This window comes from Rubrivivax gelatinosus IL144 (assembly GCF_000284255.1).
Taxonomy (GTDB): domain Bacteria; phylum Pseudomonadota; class Gammaproteobacteria; order Burkholderiales; family Burkholderiaceae_C; genus Rubrivivax; species Rubrivivax gelatinosus_A.
Genome location: NC_017075.1, coordinates 768769 through 783959, shown reverse-complemented (window position 1 = coordinate 783959; position 15191 = coordinate 768769). Strand labels below are relative to the sequence as shown.

The 15191-nt window shown below is 71.8% G+C and carries 15 protein-coding genes; 3 read left to right on the top strand and 12 right to left on the bottom strand.

The window, feature by feature from the left end; genetic code table 11:
- Positions 1-26 precede the first annotated feature (26 nt).
- The 6 genes from htpG to RGE_RS03670 form a co-directional block, all read right to left on the bottom strand.
- Complete coding sequence (htpG, locus tag RGE_RS03695) at positions 27-1895, bottom strand: molecular chaperone HtpG (RefSeq protein ID WP_014426972.1); 1869 nt, start codon at positions 1893-1895, stop codon at positions 27-29.
- A 130-nt stretch (positions 1896-2025) separates the two neighbouring features.
- Entirely contained in the window at positions 2026-2730 is a 705-nt protein-coding gene (locus RGE_RS03690; RefSeq protein WP_014426971.1) for an alpha/beta fold hydrolase, read from the bottom strand.
- An 83-nt stretch (positions 2731-2813) separates the two neighbouring features.
- Entirely contained in the window at positions 2814-3797 is a 984-nt protein-coding gene (locus RGE_RS03685) for a hypothetical protein (RefSeq protein WP_014426970.1), read from the bottom strand.
- Positions 3798-3866: 69 nt separating this feature from the next.
- Positions 3867-4073, bottom strand: a complete 207-nt coding sequence (locus RGE_RS03680; protein ID WP_014426969.1) for a (2Fe-2S)-binding protein — start codon at positions 4071-4073, stop codon at positions 3867-3869.
- A 99-nt stretch (positions 4074-4172) separates the two neighbouring features.
- Positions 4173-4649, bottom strand: a complete 477-nt coding sequence (bfr, locus tag RGE_RS03675; RefSeq protein WP_014426968.1) for a bacterioferritin — start codon at positions 4647-4649, stop codon at positions 4173-4175.
- A gap of 57 nt (positions 4650-4706) precedes the next feature.
- Positions 4707-5306, bottom strand: coding sequence for a LysE/ArgO family amino acid transporter (locus RGE_RS03670; protein ID WP_014426967.1), 600 nt, complete (start codon positions 5304-5306; stop codon positions 4707-4709).
- Positions 5307-5377: 71 nt separating this feature from the next.
- On the opposite strand from RGE_RS03670, the gene RGE_RS03665 reads away from it, so the two are divergent.
- The gene (locus RGE_RS03665) at positions 5378-6271 is read left to right on the top strand and encodes a LysR family transcriptional regulator ArgP (protein ID WP_014426966.1); all 894 of its coding nucleotides are present in this window, start codon (positions 5378-5380) and stop codon (positions 6269-6271) included.
- Between the two features lie 124 nt (positions 6272-6395).
- On the top strand, positions 6396-9020 hold the full coding sequence (locus tag RGE_RS03660) for a bifunctional acetate--CoA ligase family protein/GNAT family N-acetyltransferase (protein ID WP_014426965.1): 2625 nt from the start codon (positions 6396-6398) through the stop codon (positions 9018-9020).
- Positions 9021-9062: 42 nt separating this feature from the next.
- Here RGE_RS03660 and RGE_RS03655 read toward each other — a convergent pair whose 3' ends face one another.
- The 6 genes from RGE_RS03655 to RGE_RS24240 all read right to left on the bottom strand — a co-directional run bounded on the left by RGE_RS03655 (position 9063) and on the right by RGE_RS24240 (position 14834).
- Positions 9063-9968: an alpha/beta fold hydrolase gene (locus RGE_RS03655; protein WP_014426964.1), complete on the bottom strand. Its 906-nt coding sequence runs from the start codon at positions 9966-9968 to the stop codon at positions 9063-9065.
- Positions 9965-11182 (bottom strand): 6-phosphofructokinase, encoded by a 1218-nt coding sequence (locus tag RGE_RS03650; RefSeq protein WP_014426963.1) that lies wholly within the window; start codon positions 11180-11182, stop codon positions 9965-9967. Before RGE_RS03650 ends, RGE_RS03655 begins: the two co-directional genes overlap by 4 nt.
- A 96-nt stretch (positions 11183-11278) precedes the next feature.
- Entirely contained in the window at positions 11279-11803 is a 525-nt protein-coding gene (locus RGE_RS03645) for a hemerythrin domain-containing protein (protein ID WP_014426962.1), read from the bottom strand.
- A 13-nt stretch (positions 11804-11816) separates the two neighbouring features.
- A complete protein-coding gene (locus RGE_RS03640) occupies positions 11817-12224 on the bottom strand; it encodes a SirB2 family protein (protein ID WP_014426961.1) in 408 nt (135 codons plus the stop codon).
- Between the two features lie 43 nt (positions 12225-12267).
- Positions 12268-13509, bottom strand: a complete 1242-nt coding sequence (locus RGE_RS03635) for an NAD(P)H-dependent flavin oxidoreductase (protein ID WP_043783782.1) — start codon at positions 13507-13509, stop codon at positions 12268-12270.
- Between the two features lie 170 nt (positions 13510-13679).
- A complete protein-coding gene (locus RGE_RS24240) occupies positions 13680-14834 on the bottom strand; it encodes a hypothetical protein (protein WP_014426959.1) in 1155 nt (384 codons plus the stop codon).
- Between the two features lie 221 nt (positions 14835-15055).
- On the opposite strand from RGE_RS24240, the gene RGE_RS24815 reads away from it, so the two are divergent.
- Positions 15056-15190 (top strand): hypothetical protein, encoded by a 135-nt coding sequence (locus RGE_RS24815; protein ID WP_014426958.1) that lies wholly within the window; start codon positions 15056-15058, stop codon positions 15188-15190.
- Position 15191: the final 1 nt, after the last annotated feature.

The following is a 15191-nucleotide window of genomic DNA, read 5'->3' as shown; positions in this document are numbered from 1 at the left end:
GGGCCGTGCGGGGCGCGGCAGGAGGCTCAGGCGACGAGCATGCGGTTGACGCGCTGCACGTAGGCCGCCGGGTCTTCCAGCTGGCCGCCTTCGGCCAGAAGGGCCTGGTCGAAGAGGATCTGCGCCAGATCGTCGAAACGCGCGTCGCCGTCCAGCCGCTTGACCAGTGGGTGCTCGGCGTTGATCTCCAGGATCGGCAGCGACTTCGGCGCCGTCTGGCCGGCCTGCTTGAGCAGGCGCGCCAGGTGCGCGCTCATGTCGCCGTCGTCGGCGACGATGCAGGCCGGCGAGTCGACGAGGCGGGTCGTCGTGCGCACGTCCTTGGCGCGCTCCTTCAGCGCCTCCTTCAGGCGCTCGAGCACCGGCTTGAGCGCTTCGGCGGTGGCTTCGGCCGCCTTCTTCTCTTCCTCGTCCTGCAGCTTGCCCAGGTCGACGCCGCCCTTGGCGACGCTCTGCAGCGGCTTGCCGTCGAACTCGTAGAGGTGCGAGAGCATCCACTCGTCGACGCGGTCGGTCAGCAGCAGGACCTCGATGCCCTTCTTGCGGAAGATCTCCAGCTGCGGGCTGCTCTTGGCGGCGGCCAGCGTCTCGGCGGTGATGTAGTAGATGGCCTCCTGGCCTTCCTTCATGCGCGCCACGTAGTCGGCGAAGCCGACGCCCGAATCGGCCTGCGTCGAGGCGAAGCGCAGCAGCTTGGCCAGACGCTCCTGGTTGACGTGGTCCTCGCCGATGCCTTCCTTCAGCACGGCGCCGAACTGCTCCCAGAACTCGGCGTACTTGTCCTTCTGGTTCTCGGCCACGTCCTCCAGCATCGCCAGCACGCGCTTGGTGCTACCTTCGCGGATCGCCTTGACGTCGCGGCTTTCCTGCAGCAGCTCACGGCTGACGTTCAGCGGCAGATCGGCCGAGTCGATCACGCCCTTGACGAAGCGCAGGTACACCGGCATCAGCGCCTCGGCGTCGTCCATGATGAAGACGCGCTTGACGTAGAGCTTCACGCCGCCGCGCTTGTCGCGGTTCCACAGGTCGAACGGCGCCTTGGCCGGCACGTACAGCAGCTGCGTGTACTCGGTGCGGCCCTCGACGCGGTTGTGCGTGTACGCCAGCGGCGCCTCGCTGTCGTAGGAGATCTGCTTGTAGAACTCCTGGTACTCGGCGTCGGTGACGTCGCTCTTGGAGCGCGCCCACAGCGCGGCGGCCTTGTTGACGGCCTCCCACTCGTCGGTGGTGACCTGCTCCTTCTTCTCGTCGTCCCAGCGCTGCTTGGGCATCAGCACCGGCAGCGAGATGTGGTCGCTGTACTTGCTGATGATGCTGCGCAGCTTCCAGGCCGCGAGGAACTCGTCCTCGCCGTCGCGCAGGTGCAGGATGACATCGGTGCCGCGTTCGGGGCGGTGGATGGTCTCGACCTCGAACTCGCCGGTGCCTTCGCTGGACCAGCGCACGCCCTGCTCGGCCGGCAGCCCGGCGCGGCGGGTCTCGACGGTGATGCGGTCGGCGACGATGAAGCCCGAATAGAAGCCGACGCCGAACTGGCCGATCAGGTTGGCGTCCTTCTTCTGCTCGCCTTCGAGCGCGGCCATGAACTCGCGCGTGCCGCTCTTGGCGATCGTGCCCAGGTGCTGCACGGCCTCGTCGGCGCTCATGCCGATGCCGTTGTCGTGGATGGTGATCGTCTTCTTCTCGGCATCGAAGCTGACGCGGATCTCCAGGTCGGGGTCGTCCTCGTACAGCTCGGCCTTGTCCAGCGCCTCGAAGCGCAGCTTGTCGCAGGCGTCCGACGCGTTGGACACGAGCTCGCGCAGGAAGATCTCCTTGTTCGAGTACAGCGAATGCGTCACGAGGTGCAGGATCTGCTTGACCTCGGCCTGGAACGACAGGGTTTGCTTGTCCATGGTGTTGGCGGCGAAAGAGTGGCTCCGCCCGGCGAGGCCGGGCACGGCGATGCACAGTGGGGGCGCCGCGGCGCCCTTCAAGAGGGGCGGGATTGTCGCCCGTGCGCTCGCGGGGGCGCCCTGCGGGGGATCAGGCCGCCAGCCAGGCGCCCAGCGCGGCGTTGACGGCCGCCGGCGACTCCAGCGGCGCCATGTGGCCGCAGCGGCCGATGACGACGTGCGAGGCGCCCGGGATGCGCTTGCGCATCTCGGCGTGCGTCTCCGGCGGCGTCAGGCGGTCGTCGCTGCCGGTCAGCAGCAGCGTCGTGCAGCGCAGCTGCGGCAGCAGCGGCGAGTAGTCGGGGCGCGTCAGCAGGGCCTCGATCTGGGCCTCGAAGACCGCCGGCGTGCGCCGCGCGAACATCTCGACGACGGTGTCGACCACCGGGCCGGGGCGGCGGCTCTCGTGCACCGTGCCCTGCACCCAGTCCAGCGCCATCGCGCGCATGCCGTCGCGGCGCGCCAGTTCGAGGAAACGCAGGCGGCCGGCGCGTTCGGCGGCTCCCGCCTCGCCTTCGGGCAGCGGCAGGCAGCCGGTGTTGAGCAGCGCCAGGCGCTGCACGCGCTCCGGCGCGCGGCGGCAGATCTCCAGCGCGACGCGCCCGCCCATCGAGTGGCCGGCGACGGCCAGCGGCCCGGGCGGCGCGGCGGCGAGCGCGGCTTCGGCCATCGCGGCGATCGAACGCGCGTCGCCGTACTCGGCGACGCTGCAGGCCGCCGGCAAGGCAGCGACCTGGGGCTGCCAGAGCTCGGCATCGCACAGCAGGCCGGGCAGCAGCAGCAGGGACGTCTTCATCCGGGTCTCCTCCGTCGACGCACTGCCACCATTCTGGCGCGCGGGCCGGCGGCGCGCTTTGCGCCACCTGCGGTCTGCGGGCTTCAGCCGACGCGGCCGAGCCAGGTATCGCGCGTGATCGTCCAGGTCCGGTCGATGCTGCCGTCGCGGCCCAGGTCCAGCGTGATCGTCACGCTGGCGTCGGCCCAAGTCGCGGTGAGCTGGTTGTCGAGGCTGGTGGCGACGAGACGGCCGGCGGCGACGTAACCGTCGCTGCCGACGGTCAGCGCGCCGTCGGTGGCGATCGCGAGCTGGGCGTCGGGCCGGCGCGGGTTGTCGGCTTCCAGCGTCAGCTCGCCGTCGTGGGTGCGCGAGACGAAGGCGCCGCCGGCGTCGTAGGTCTTGACGATGGTCCAGTCGACGTCGCGCAGCCGGTAGTTCGACTCGCGCTGGCCGATCATCGTGACCATCGCGATCGACTCGGCGCTGAGCGTGCGGTGGCGCTCGCTGCCGCCGCCGTCCACGGCCACCGTCTCGCGCTGCAGGCGCAGGCCGCCGCCGACGGTGAAGCTGCCGGCCGGCTTGGTCAGCTTCAGGCCGCTGACCAGCAGCGTCAGGTCGCTGGAGGTGGCGTCGCGCGCGACGACGGTCAGCTTCAGCGAGCCGTCCAGCGTCGTCGTGCCGTCGGCGGCGATGCACCCGGCATAGTCGACGTCGACCACCTCGCCGGCGTCGAGCTGGCCGTTGCCTTCGTCCGAAGGGTTGGCCGAGGTCACGGTCCAGCTCACGGTGCCGCCGCCGGCGCAGGCCCGGCTGCCGTCGACCGACTGCGCCGTCACCTGGCCAACACCGGCCGCGCCACTCAGCCCGGCTTCGACGGTCTCGACCGCCAGGTCGACACCGTCGGCGGCGACGACCGGCATCGAAGCGGAGTCGGCGGCATAGCCTTCGGCGACTTCGTTGGAGATGCCGGCGCTGCTCGGCGAGTCATCATCACCGCCGCCGCTGCCGCCGCAGGCCGCCAAAAAGCAGACGGCCGCGAAGCTCGCGGCCGTCATCGTGAACCGGGACGTGTTCTTCGTTTGCATCGTCGCTCCTGAGTACGGCACGGACGGCCGTGGCGGAGCGCGAGGGCAAGCGGCGTACCCGCCGCCGCGTCAGGCAGCCTGGGCGGCCCCGGACGACGTCGCGCCGGCGTGGCGCGCGAGCGCGGTGTCGAAGACCTCGCGGGCGCAGTCGTGGCAGCAGCCGCAGGAGGAGGCGACGCGCAAATCGTCCTGCAGCACGTCGAAGCAGCGCGTGCCCGACTCGACGGCCGCGGCGATGTCGCGGTCCGAGACGCGGTGGCAGAGGCAGACGATCATGGGCGCGCTCCAGTCGGAATGCGCCGGATCGTAAGCTAAATGCGAATCCATCTCAATACTTGGGCGAGCAACAGGGTGTAGCGGCCGGCGTCGCCGCCCTCAGGAGGCTTCGCCCATCTGCGACTGCAGGTAGTTCGGCTCGCCGACCTTGCCGACCAGTTCGAGCTGGGTCTCGAGGTGGTCGATGTGCTCCTCGGTGTCTTCCAGCAGTTCTTCGAGCAGCTCGCGGCTGACGTAGTCGCGCACCGACTCGCAGTGCGCGATCGCCTCCTTCAGCTGCGCCTGCGAGCCCAGTTCGAGCTTCAGGTCGCATTCGACGATCTCGACGACGGTCTCGCCGATCAGCAGCTTGCCCAGGTCCTGCAGATTGGGCAGGCCTTCGAGCACGAGGATGCGGTCGACGATCTTGTCGGCGTGCTTCATCTCCTCGATCGACTCTTCGTACTCGTGTTTGGCCATGCGCACGAAGCCCCAGTTCTTCAGCATGCGGTAGTGCAGGAAGTACTGGTTGATCGCGGTGAGCTCGTTCTTGAGCTGGCGGTTCAGGTGCTCGAGTACGACGGCGTCGCCTTTCATGGCCGCTCCTCCTTGCGGTTGGGTCGGCGCATTGTGCGGCGGCAGACGATTTCCTGCTCAGCGCAGCAGGGCCGCCGCCAGCGCCAGCATCGTGACGCCGATCACGAGGTCCAGCACCTGCCAGGCGCCCGGCCGCGCGAACACCGGCGCCAGCAGCCGCGCGCCGTAGCCCAGGCCCGAGAACCACAGCGCGCTGGCCGACGCCGCACCGACGACGAAAGCCGGGCGCAGGGCCGCCGCCTGCTGCGCGCCGACCGAGCCGACCAGCAGCACCGTGTCCAGATAGACGTGCGGGTTGAGCAGCGTGAAGGCCGCCACCTGGGCCAGCGCCTGGCGCCGGCTCAAGCCCTCGCCGGCGGCCGCGGCCAGCGCGCCCGGCCGGCGGGCCCGCCACAAGGCGCGCAGCCCGTAGACCGTGAGGAAAGCCGCGCCGCCCCAGGAGAGCAGCGTCGTCAGCGTCGGTGCGGCGCCGACGACGCCGCCCAGCCCGGCGACGCCGGCGGCGATCAGCAGCGCGTCCATCGCGGCGCAGAACAGCACGACCGGCCCGACGTGCTCGCGGCGCAGGCCCTGGCGCAGCACGAAGGCGTTCTGCGCGCCGATCGCGACGATCAGCGCCATGCTGAGGGAGAAACCGGTGATCCAGGCGGAAGACATGCGCCAGCATGCCGCGTCCGGGCCGAAGCGGTGCTAAAACGTCCTGCACCGTCATTAGCGTTGCTTCATTCATGCTCGATTACGCCCTGCTCGAAGCCCTGGCCGCCGTCGTGCGCGAAGGCAGCTTCGAACGCGCTGCGCGAACGCTGCACGTCACTGCCTCGGCGGTCTCGCAGCGCGTGCGCCTGCTCGAGGAGCGCCTGGGCCAGGTGCTGGTCGTGCGCGGCCAGCCCTGCAGCGCCACCGCGGCCGGCCGGCTGCTGTGCCGCCACGCCGAGCAGGTGGCGCTGCTCGAAGGCGCGCTGCGCGCCGAGCTGCCGGCGCTGCAGAGCGACGCCGGCTGGGCGACGCTGCCGGTGGCCGTCAACGCCGACAGCCTGGCGACCTGGTTCGTCGGCGCCGCGGCGGCTTTCGCGCAGGCCGAACCGCGCGTGCTGCTGGACCTGGGCGTCGACGACCAGGACCACACCGCAGAGCGCCTGCACGCCGGCGAGGTGCTGGCCGCCGTCAGCGCCGACGAGCAGCCGGCGCCCGGCTGCCGGCGCGTGCCGCTGGGCCGGCTGCGCTACGTCGCCACGGCCAGCCCGGCCTACGTCGCGCGCCATTTCGCCGACGGCGTCGACGCCGCGACGCTGGCGCGCGCGCCGGCGCTGGTCTTCGACCGCAAGGACCGGCTGCAGCAGCGCTGGGCGCAGCGCGCCGCCGGTCAGGCCGTCGAGATGCCGCGCCACTGGCTGCCGTCGAGCCAGGGTTTCGTCGACGCGACGCTCGCCGGCCTGGGCTGGGGCATGAATCCGGAGCCGCTGGTGCGCGCGCTGCTGGCCGCCGGCACCCTGGTCGAACTGGTGCCCGGCAGCGCGCTCGACGTGCCGCTGGCCTGGCAGCACACGCGCATCGCACTGCCGGCGCTGCAGCGCCTGACCGACTGCGTCGTCGAGGCCGCACGCGGCACGCTGGAGCCCTGACGCCGGCGCCACGCGGCGCTTGCGCAAGATCAACACGCCCACCGCGACCGTGTAGAGCGCACGACCGCGAAACGAGCCCCTCGCCTATCCTCCGCGGTTAACCCAAGACGACGAAAGCTCCATCGTGGACCGTCACATCCTCAGCTCGCTCTTCGCGCCGAAATCGATCGTCGTCTTCGCCGGCGACCCGGACAGCGACGAGGCCCCGACGCCGCTGGCGCGCACGCTGCGCCGTTCGCTGATCGACGGCGGCTACGCCGGCCCGATCACCTGGCTGGACATCTCGATGACCGGCACGCTGGCCGACCTGGCGGCCTCTCGCGCCGACTTGGCGCTGATCGCGCTGCCGCCCGAGCAGATCCCGGCGGCGATGGAGATCGTCGGCCGCATCCGCTGCCGCGCCGCGCTGATCGTCTCCAGCGGCCTGCCGCTGGAAACCTGCGCCGAGCTGCACCAGGTCGCGCGGCGCTACGGCGTGCACCTGCTGGGCCCCAACAGCCTGGGCTTCCAGCGCCCGGCGCTCAAGCTCAACGCCAGCGCGCTGGGGCCGCTGGCCGCGCCCGGCCCGCTGGGGCTGATTTCGCAGTCGGGCGCGCTGACGGCCTCGATCCTCGACTGGGCGCAGCACAACGGCATCGGCTTTTCCAACGTCATCTCGCTGGGCCCGAACACCGCCGTCGACCTGCCGCAGGCGCTGGACTTCCTGGCCAACGACGGCCAGACGCAGAGCATCCTGGTCTACATGGAAGGCATCCGCCACGCACGCCGCTTCATGAGCGCGCTGCGCGCGGCGGCCTACGCCAAGCCGGTGGTCGTGATGAAGGCCGGGCGCAAGCCGGCCGGCTCGCACGCCGCGCTGACGCACTCGGCCTCGATCGTCGGCGCCGACGACGTCTTCGACGCCGCGCTGCGCCGCGCCGGCGTCGTGCGCGTGCGCACCTTCGTGCAGCTGTTCTCGGCCGCCAAGTGCCTGGCCTCGCGCTTCCGCCCGGTGGGCAAGCGGCTGGCGATCATCACCAACGGCGGCGGCCCGGGCGTGCTGGCCGCCGACTGGGCCGACGAGATCGGCCTGGACGTCACCGGCGTCGCCGACCTGGGTGAAGACGCCGACGGCGCGCGCTACCGCGAAGCGCTGCAGCAGGCGCTGGCCGATCGCGGCGCCGACGGCATCCTGCTGATCTACTCGCCCAAGGCCGGCGAGGACCCGCTGGCCATCGCCCACGGCGTCGGCGAGGCCTACTCGCCCAGCGGCAAGCCGGTGCTGTCGTGCTGGATGGGCGACACCGTCGTGCGCCCGGCGCGCGAGTACCTGGCCGGACGGCTGATCCCGACCTTCCGCACGCCGGAAGCCGCGGTCGACGCCTTCCACAGCATCGCGAGCTTCTACCGCAACCAGCAGCTGCTGCAGCAGACACCGGCCTCGCTGTCGCACCTGGCCGACCCCGACACCGAAGGCGCGCGGCTGCTGATCGAAGGCGTGCTGACCGAGCGCCGCCGCGTGCTGACCGAGATGGAGAGCAAGGCGCTGCTGGCGGCCTTCCACATCCCGGTGACGCGCACGATGCTCGCGCGCACGCCCAACGAGGCGATGCTGATCGCCAGCCAGCTGGGCTACCCGGTGGCGCTGAAGATCGACTCGCCCGACATCTCGCACAAGAGCGACGTCAAGGGCGTGGCGCTGGACGTGCACAGCGCCGCCCAGGTGCGCGACCGCTTCAACGACATGATGGACGCGGTGCGCCGGGCGATGCCCAGCGCGCGCATCAACGGCATCACGGTGCAGCCGATGGCCGGGCGCAACTCGCGCGGCAAGACGCGCGAGGTCTACGTCGGCCTGACCACCGACGACCCGTTCGGCCCGGTCATCACCTTCGGCGCCGGCGGCACGATGATCGAGCTGATCGCCGACCGCACGATGGAGCTGCCGCCGCTGAACCAGTTCCTGGCCCACCGGCTGATCGAACGGGCGCGCGTCGCCGAGTCGCTCGGCGAATGGCGCGGCGCGCTGCCGGCGGACATCCAGGCGCTCGAGCAGGTGCTGCTGCGCGTCTCGGAGATGGTCTGCGAGCTGCCGCAGCTGCGCGAGATGGACATCAACCCGATCATCGTCGACGAGAACGGCGCGGTCGCGGTCGACGCGCGCATCGTCATCGACCACTCGGCGGCGGCGCCGCACAGCTACAACCACCTGGCGATCCTGCCCTACCCGTCGAGCCAGGAACGCGAGTGGCCGATGAAGGGCGGCGGGCTGTACACGATCCGCCCGATCCGCCCGGACGACGCCGACATGCTGCAGTCCTTCGTGCGCGGGCTGTCCGAGGAGAGCCGCTACTTCCGCTTCGCCAGCACGATGCCCGAGCTGCCGGCGCGCATGCTGGCGCGCTACACGCTGATCGACTACGACCGCGAGATGGCGCTGGTCGCCGTGCTGCACGAGCGCCACGTCGCCGAGGACGGCAGCTTCCACGAGAGCGAACGCATCATCGGCGTCTCGCGCTACATCACCAACCCCGACCAGACGACCTGCGAGTTCTCGCTGGCGGTGGCCGACGAGTTCAAGGGCCAGGGGCTGGGTTCGCGGCTGATGCTGTCGATCGTCGACTTCGCGCGCGCCAAGGGGCTGGCCGAGATCGAGGGCCTGATCCTGGCCAACAACGCCAACATGCTCAGGCTGATGCGAAGCCTCGGCTTCACGATCTCGCCCTTCCCCGAGGACCCCGACTTCAAGATGGCGGCCAAGACCCTGTGACGCGGTGACGCCCGGCCGGCGGCGCGTGGCCGCCGCCGGGGCTCAGCGCGTGAGGAAGCGGTCGCAGACGGCGAAGAACTCCTGCGGCCGCTCGAAGTACGGCAGCGCGCCGGTCTGGAAGACGTTGAAGCGCCAGTTGGGCTTCTTCTCGACTTCCTTCTTCGCGCGGTAGTCGGTGAAGTCGCCGCGCACGCCGTGGCACATCCACACCGGCTGGCGCAGCTTGTCGTAGACGTCGAGGATGTCGGCGCTGAACAGCCCGCCCGACAGGAAGGCCAGCGGTGCGTGCCGCGCACCGGGCGCGCGCGCGGTCTCCACCGCGTAGGCCCAGGCCTGCTCGTCGATCTGACGGCCGCCCCAGGTCTTCTCGAGGAAGTAGCGCACGACCTTGGGCCGCGTCAGGTTGTCGAACAGGAACGGCGCCCACAGCGGCACCGACAGCACGGCGTGCAGGCCGGGGATCGCACGCGTCGAGCCCGGCGCGCCGCGCAGCGGCTTGCTGCCGCGGAAGCCCGTCGGGCTGACCAGGGCCAGCCGGCCCCAGTTGCGCGGCCGCTCGCAGGCCGCACGCGCCAGGAACTCGCAGCCCAGCGACAGCCCGACCGCGTCCAGCGGCCCGGGGCCGCAGCGCTGGCGGATCTGCGCCGCCGCCTCGTGCAGCGCGTCGGTCATCAGCCGCGGCGTGTACTCGCGGTCGCTGCGCTCGGACAGGCCGAAACCCGGCAGGTCGAGCGCGAACACCGTGCGCCAGGTGGCGTAGTGCTCGTAGACCGGCCGCAGCTCGGCGGCCGAGGCCGCGGCGTTGACGCTGTGCACGAGCAGCAGCGGCGCGCCGCTGCCCATCGTGTAGCAGACCAGGCCGCCGGGAAAAGCCAGACGATCGCCCGGCAGCGCCGGACCGAGAGGCTGGCTCTGCCGGGCCAGCACCGGGTCGAGTGCCGCGTTCATGGGGTCCTCAGCACCTTGGGAACGGGAGCCGGCCGCAGCCGGTAGGCATCGGGCATGCGCGAGCCCAGCAGCGGCCGCAGATACATGCGGAAGGCGTCGGTGACGTCGGTGCCTTCGGCGGTGATGAACTCGTCGTCCATCGTGCGCGTCTTGCCGGCCACCGCGGCCAGCGGCAGCAGCTCGTAGTCGACCGAGTAGAAGCCGGTGCGCTTGATCGCCACCGAGCCGTCGCTCTTGCCCCACATCGCGAACTGCACGGCCTTCTCGCCGACTTCGCGCGCCTCGCGCTGGTCGACGTCGCTGACGCAGCCGATGAAGCTCCTCTGCAGGTAGCCGAAGGTGTCGCCGCGCACGCGCTTGATCTTCAGCTTGGACTTGATCTCCTCGCACAGCAGGTCGGCCAGCGCGCCGTTGCCCGAGAGCTGCACGTTGCCGTGCGCGTCGTGCTCGACGGCCTTGGCCAGCTGCACGACGATCGGCGTGCCCGAGGCGTCGTGGATGCCTTCGCTGACGGCGATGACGCAGCGGCCGTGGCGCTCGTACATCGTCTTCACGTCGCGCAGGAACTGGCCGATGTCGAAGACACGCTCGGGCAGGTAGATCAGGTGCGGGCCGTCGTCGGGGAACTTCTTGCCCAGCGCGCTGGCGGCGGTCAGGAAGCCGGCGTGGCGGCCCATCACGACGCCGACGTAGACGCCCGGCAGCGCCGCGTTGTCGAGGTTGGCGCCGGCGAAGGCCTGGGCGACGAAACGCGCCGCGCTCGGGAAGCCGGGCGTGTGGTCGCTGCCGACGAGGTCGTTGTCGATCGTCTTCGGGATGTGGATCGCGCGCAGCGGGTAGCCGGCCTTGATCGCCTGCTCGCTGACGATGCGCACCGTGTCCGACGAGTCGTTGCCGCCGATGTAGAAGAAGTGCTCGATCTCGTGCGCCTGCAGGACCTTGAAGATCTCCTGGCAGTACTTCAGGTCGGGCTTGTCGCGCGTCGAGCCCAGCGCCGACGACGGCGTGTTGGCGACCTGCTCGAGGTTGTGGCTGGTTTCCTGCGTCAGGTCGACGAAGTCCTCGTCGACGATGCCGCGCACGCCGTGGCGCGCGCCGTAGACCAGGCGCACGTCGCGAAAGCGCCGCGCCTCGAGCACGACGCCGACGAGCGACTGGTTGATGACTGCGGTCGGCCCCCCACCCTGGGCCACGAGAATCTTGCCTGACGACATGCCGTCGACCTCCTGCGGGCATTGTGCGCCCGGCCCCGGGCCGCGCATCCGGCCCAGGTCAGGAAACGGGTTGTGACGCCACGTTGCGTTGGGGGGTCAGCGCAGGCCGCGGCGGTGCGCCATCTCCTCGGCCATGCGCACCAGGCAGCGGTCGTCGATCGCCGCGGCGGCGGCCGGGTAGGCGCGCTCGTCTTCGTCGGCGACGTGGCGCCGGTACATCGCGACGAAGGCCTCCCACTGCGGCACGACGGCCGCGTCCCAGTGGCCGTCGGCGACCGCGGCCAGCGTCGGCTTTAGCGCGTACCAGGCGGTCGCCATCTGGGCGTGCTCGGCCTGCAGGCGGTCGGCCAGCGCGGCCTCGCCCTGCTCGCGCAGCGCCGGGAAGACGTGGCGTTCCTCGTCCTCGTGGTGGTTGGGCGCGGCGAGGTCGAAGTAGCGCATCACGTCGCGTGCGGCGTGGCGCGCCTGGTCGTCGACGGCGCCGCCGCGCTGCTCGAGGTGCGCACGCAGGCGCTCCAGCAGCGACAGCATGCGTTCGACGCGGTCGTGGCAGGCTTCGAGCATCTCGAACGGAGCGTCGAAACCGGCACTCGGGCCGTCGTGCAGCGGGAACGTGGCCATCGCGCCTCCCGGATCAGCTCCACCAGGCGGCGAACACGCCCAGCGGATGGTGCGCCCGCGCCACCGACACCATGTAGAGGAACACCGTCAGCGCGGCGGCATAGGCGGCGGCCCGCGCCGCCGGCGTGCGGCCCCGCTTGAGCGCGATCGAGCCGAGCACGACGTAGACGACGAGCAGCACGAGCTTGGTCCCGAGCCAGGCGTCGCGCAACGGCTGCAGCGCAAGAAGCGTCCACAAGGTGGCGCCGGCGGCCAGCAGCAGCGTGTCGATGACATAGCTGGCCACGCGCAGCGGCTTGACCATCGCCCAGCGCTGGCCGGCGAGCACCGCCGCGCCGCGCACGGCGAACAGCAAACCGCTGGCCGCGACGAGCGCGAGGTGCGCCAGCTTGATCTCGGCGTAGGCGGCGGCCAGGGACATCGGGTCGGTGCCGGCAAGGCCCGCGCCCGCCGGCGACGCAGCCTCAGGCGGCGGCGTGGGCGCCGACGTGCACCGGCATCTGCACCGGCGTCAGCAGCTTCTCCAGCAGCTCGCGCACCTGGACGATGCGGTTGCCGAACGGCATCTGGCCGACGCCGCGGAAGAACAGGCCCTTCATGACGTCGCCACGCACCGCGGCGGCGAGCTGGGTGTCGATGCAGAACTGGCCCCAGCCCTTGAAGCCGTCGCGCAGCCCGCACTGGGCCAGGCAGTCGAAGGTCACGACGCAGCGCGGCTTCTTGTGCGCGATCTCCTGCAGCTTGGGCTCGGCGTTGAGGTAGTTCTTCAGCCAGTGCGTCTTGACCGCACGCGCCGGCAGGCCGGCGACGCTGGTGAACTCGACCAGGTCTTCGTCGCGCGCTTCGGCCAGCACCTTCTTGAACGCCGGGTGGGCGTCGCATTCCTCGGTGGCGACGAAGGGCGTGCCCAGCTGCACCGCGGCGGCGCCCAGGTTCTGCAGGCGGGCGATGTCCTCGTGCGTGCGGATGCCGCCGGCGGCGATCACCGGCACGTCTTCCATGCCGGCGGTGCGCAGGAACTCGCGCGTCGCCGGGATCACGTTCTCGAACTCGAAGCGCGGGTCGTTCAGGTCCTCGACACGCGCCGCGCCCAGGTGGCCGGCGGCCAGCCGCGGGTGCTCGATGACGATGGCGTCGGGGCGGCGCTGCTTGCGCTCCCACTTCTTGACGATCAGCTGCACGCCGCGCGCGTCCGACAGGATCGGGATCAGCGCGGTCTTCGGGTGTTCCTTGGCCAGGTCCGGCAGGTCCAGCGGCAGGCCGGCGCCGACGACGACCGCGTCGATGCCCGAGCGCAGCGCGCGCACCACCGACGGCGCGTATTCGCCGACGGCGCGCATGACGTTGATCGCCAGCAGGCCGCGGCCCTGGGAGATCTCGCGCGCGGCACGGATCTCGCGGTCGATGGCCTCGAGGTTGGCGTCGTTGATCGCCTTCTTGTCGGCCTCGCCGTTCAGCCCCTTGTGGCAGTGCTGGGTGCGCTCCATCAGGTCGGGGTGATGGCGGCGCAGGTCGACCGAGGAGAGCGTGCCGACGGCGCCGAGCGAGGCCACGCTGCCGGCCAGGCGGTGCGCCGAGATGCCGACGCCCATGCCGCCTTGCACGATCGGCAGCAGTTCGCGGCCGGCCAGCTTCAGCGGGCGCAGCACGCTGCGCTCGAGCTTGTCGCGCAGGATTTCGACGGTCTGGTCGACCGAGGTGGGCATCAACATCGTGGGTTCTCGCGGTCAGGCACGCGGGACGGGCGTCCGGCGTGCGGCATTGCATCGCGCCCGGCAGCGGGCGGCCTTGACTTCAGTCAGATCGGCACCCCGTAGCGTAACGGATTCCGGGCGCGGATCCGTGTACGCGTGCGCGAAGGCTGCGGCGGAGGCGCTCAGAACTCGATCATCTCGACGCGCTGGCCGCGCTCGACGAGCAGATCGCGCAGGCGCTGGGCCTCGTCGCGCTTGAGCAGCGGCCAGCACACCGCGCGCCAGTCGTCGCCCGCCGGCAGGACCTCGACACGCGGGCAGCGCGGCGTGCCCTTGAGCGCACCGAGCGCGGCCTCCAGGTCTCGGCCGAGCAGGCGCGACTCGGCCGGCGTGCGCGACGCACGCGTGACGAGCGCGTAGACGATCTCGTGGCGGTCGGCGCGGCGCGCCGCCGACGCGGCCCGTGCGGCCTCGCCGGCGCGGCGCGCCGCGCGGCGTTCGTCGTCGCCGAGCAGGAAGGCCGGCGGCTCGCGCAGCCGGTGGCCGTCGGCGTCGAGCGCACGCGGCGTGATGATCGGCGTCGGCGGAGCCACCGAGAGCTTGGGGAGCGGCGACGAAGCCGCCGCAGCGGCCGAGGCCGGGGAGGCGGAAGACGCCGCAGAGGCAGCCGCGGCCGACGAGGCCGTGGTCGGCGCGGACGCTGCCGAAGCGGCGGCCGACGCAGGGGCCGAAGCGGCCGCCGGCGCCGAAGCCGACGACGCCGCCCCCGAAGCAGCAGACGCCGCCACCGGTGCCGACGCGGCGGCCACCGGCGGCGCCGCGAACTCGTCGCCACGCCCACGCTGCACCACCCAGGCGAAGGCGCCGGCCAGCGCGGCGACGGCGGCCAGGGCGATCACGGCCACCGCGACGCGGCGCCGGCTGCGACGGCGGCGTCCCAGCACCGCGCCGCCGGGACGGCTGTCCAGCAGCACCTGCACCGGCCCGGCCGGCGTCTGCAGCGTCGCCTGGCCGAGCCAGAGCACGACGGCGACGCCGTCTTCGGGCACCAGGGCGCGGTCGATCGCCACCTGGTGCAGCGGCAGGCCGTCGGCCTCCGGGCGGGATTCCTGGCCGTGGCGGCGGGCCCAGGCGGCCAGGCGGCGCGCCGAGACGGCCTCCAGCACCTTCTCGGTGAACACCGGGCGCCAGCGCGCACGGCGTGCACCGCCGGCGAACGGCAGGTCCACCCAGCCGAACTCGCCCACCTGCTGCGGCGTCACGCGCAGCGCCAGCGGGTCGCGGTGATGCCAGGCCACCACGCGGGCGGCCCATTCGTCGCGGCGTTCGGGCTCCATCGTGGCCGATTCTCCCGGCCGGGCGGCCGCCGAAAGCGCCGAAGAAGACGGTCGCCGCGGCCTTGTTCACGGCACGGCGCTGGCGGCACGAGCTTTGCTCTGGGGGGATCGTCCCCACCTGATCGCCAAGGCATGCAAGATCGTCGTCGTCGGGCCCGTGGCCGCGAACGGGTCCGCGGCCCCCGCCCGCATCGAGTCATGCCACCGAAAGGAGGCCGCCGATGAACCGCAAAGGATCTCGTCCGCACTGGGACGGCTGGCTGACCGTCGCCACGATCGTGCTGGCGGTCGTCAGCGCCTGGATCTGGGCCGACCCCGACACCGAGCCCGCGGCGGCGCCGGTCACCGTGCGCTGAG

Excerpts from the sequence above, each read along its gene's own strand:
- RGE_RS03690 (WP_014426971.1), bottom strand. The coding sequence starts at position 2,730 with ATGAAGACGTCCCTGCTGCTGCTGCCCGGCCTGCTGTGCGATGCCGAG.
- RGE_RS03670 (WP_014426967.1), bottom strand. The coding sequence starts at position 5,306 with ATGTCTTCCGCCTGGATCACCGGTTTCTCCCTCAGCATGGCGCTGATC.
- htpG (WP_014426972.1), bottom strand. The coding sequence starts at position 1,895 with ATGGACAAGCAAACCCTGTCGTTCCAGGCCGAGGTCAAGCAGATCCTG.
- RGE_RS03635 (WP_043783782.1), bottom strand. The coding sequence starts at position 13,509 with ATGCCCACCTCGGTCGACCAGACCGTCGAAATCCTGCGCGACAAGCTC.
- bfr (WP_014426968.1), bottom strand. The coding sequence starts at position 4,649 with ATGAAAGGCGACGCCGTCGTACTCGAGCACCTGAACCGCCAGCTCAAG.
- RGE_RS03650 (WP_014426963.1), bottom strand. The coding sequence starts at position 11,182 with ATGTCGTCAGGCAAGATTCTCGTGGCCCAGGGTGGGGGGCCGACCGCA.
- RGE_RS03655 (WP_014426964.1), bottom strand. The coding sequence starts at position 9,968 with ATGAACGCGGCACTCGACCCGGTGCTGGCCCGGCAGAGCCAGCCTCTC.
- RGE_RS03685 (WP_014426970.1), bottom strand. The coding sequence starts at position 3,797 with ATGCAAACGAAGAACACGTCCCGGTTCACGATGACGGCCGCGAGCTTC.
- RGE_RS24240 (WP_014426959.1), bottom strand. The coding sequence starts at position 14,834 with ATGGAGCCCGAACGCCGCGACGAATGGGCCGCCCGCGTGGTGGCCTGG.
- RGE_RS03645 (WP_014426962.1), bottom strand. The coding sequence starts at position 11,803 with ATGGCCACGTTCCCGCTGCACGACGGCCCGAGTGCCGGTTTCGACGCT.
- RGE_RS03665 (WP_014426966.1), top strand. The coding sequence starts at position 5,378 with ATGCTCGATTACGCCCTGCTCGAAGCCCTGGCCGCCGTCGTGCGCGAA.
- RGE_RS03640 (WP_014426961.1), bottom strand. The coding sequence starts at position 12,224 with ATGTCCCTGGCCGCCGCCTACGCCGAGATCAAGCTGGCGCACCTCGCG.
- RGE_RS24815 (WP_014426958.1), top strand. The coding sequence starts at position 15,056 with ATGAACCGCAAAGGATCTCGTCCGCACTGGGACGGCTGGCTGACCGTC.
- RGE_RS03680 (WP_014426969.1), bottom strand. The coding sequence starts at position 4,073 with ATGATCGTCTGCCTCTGCCACCGCGTCTCGGACCGCGACATCGCCGCG.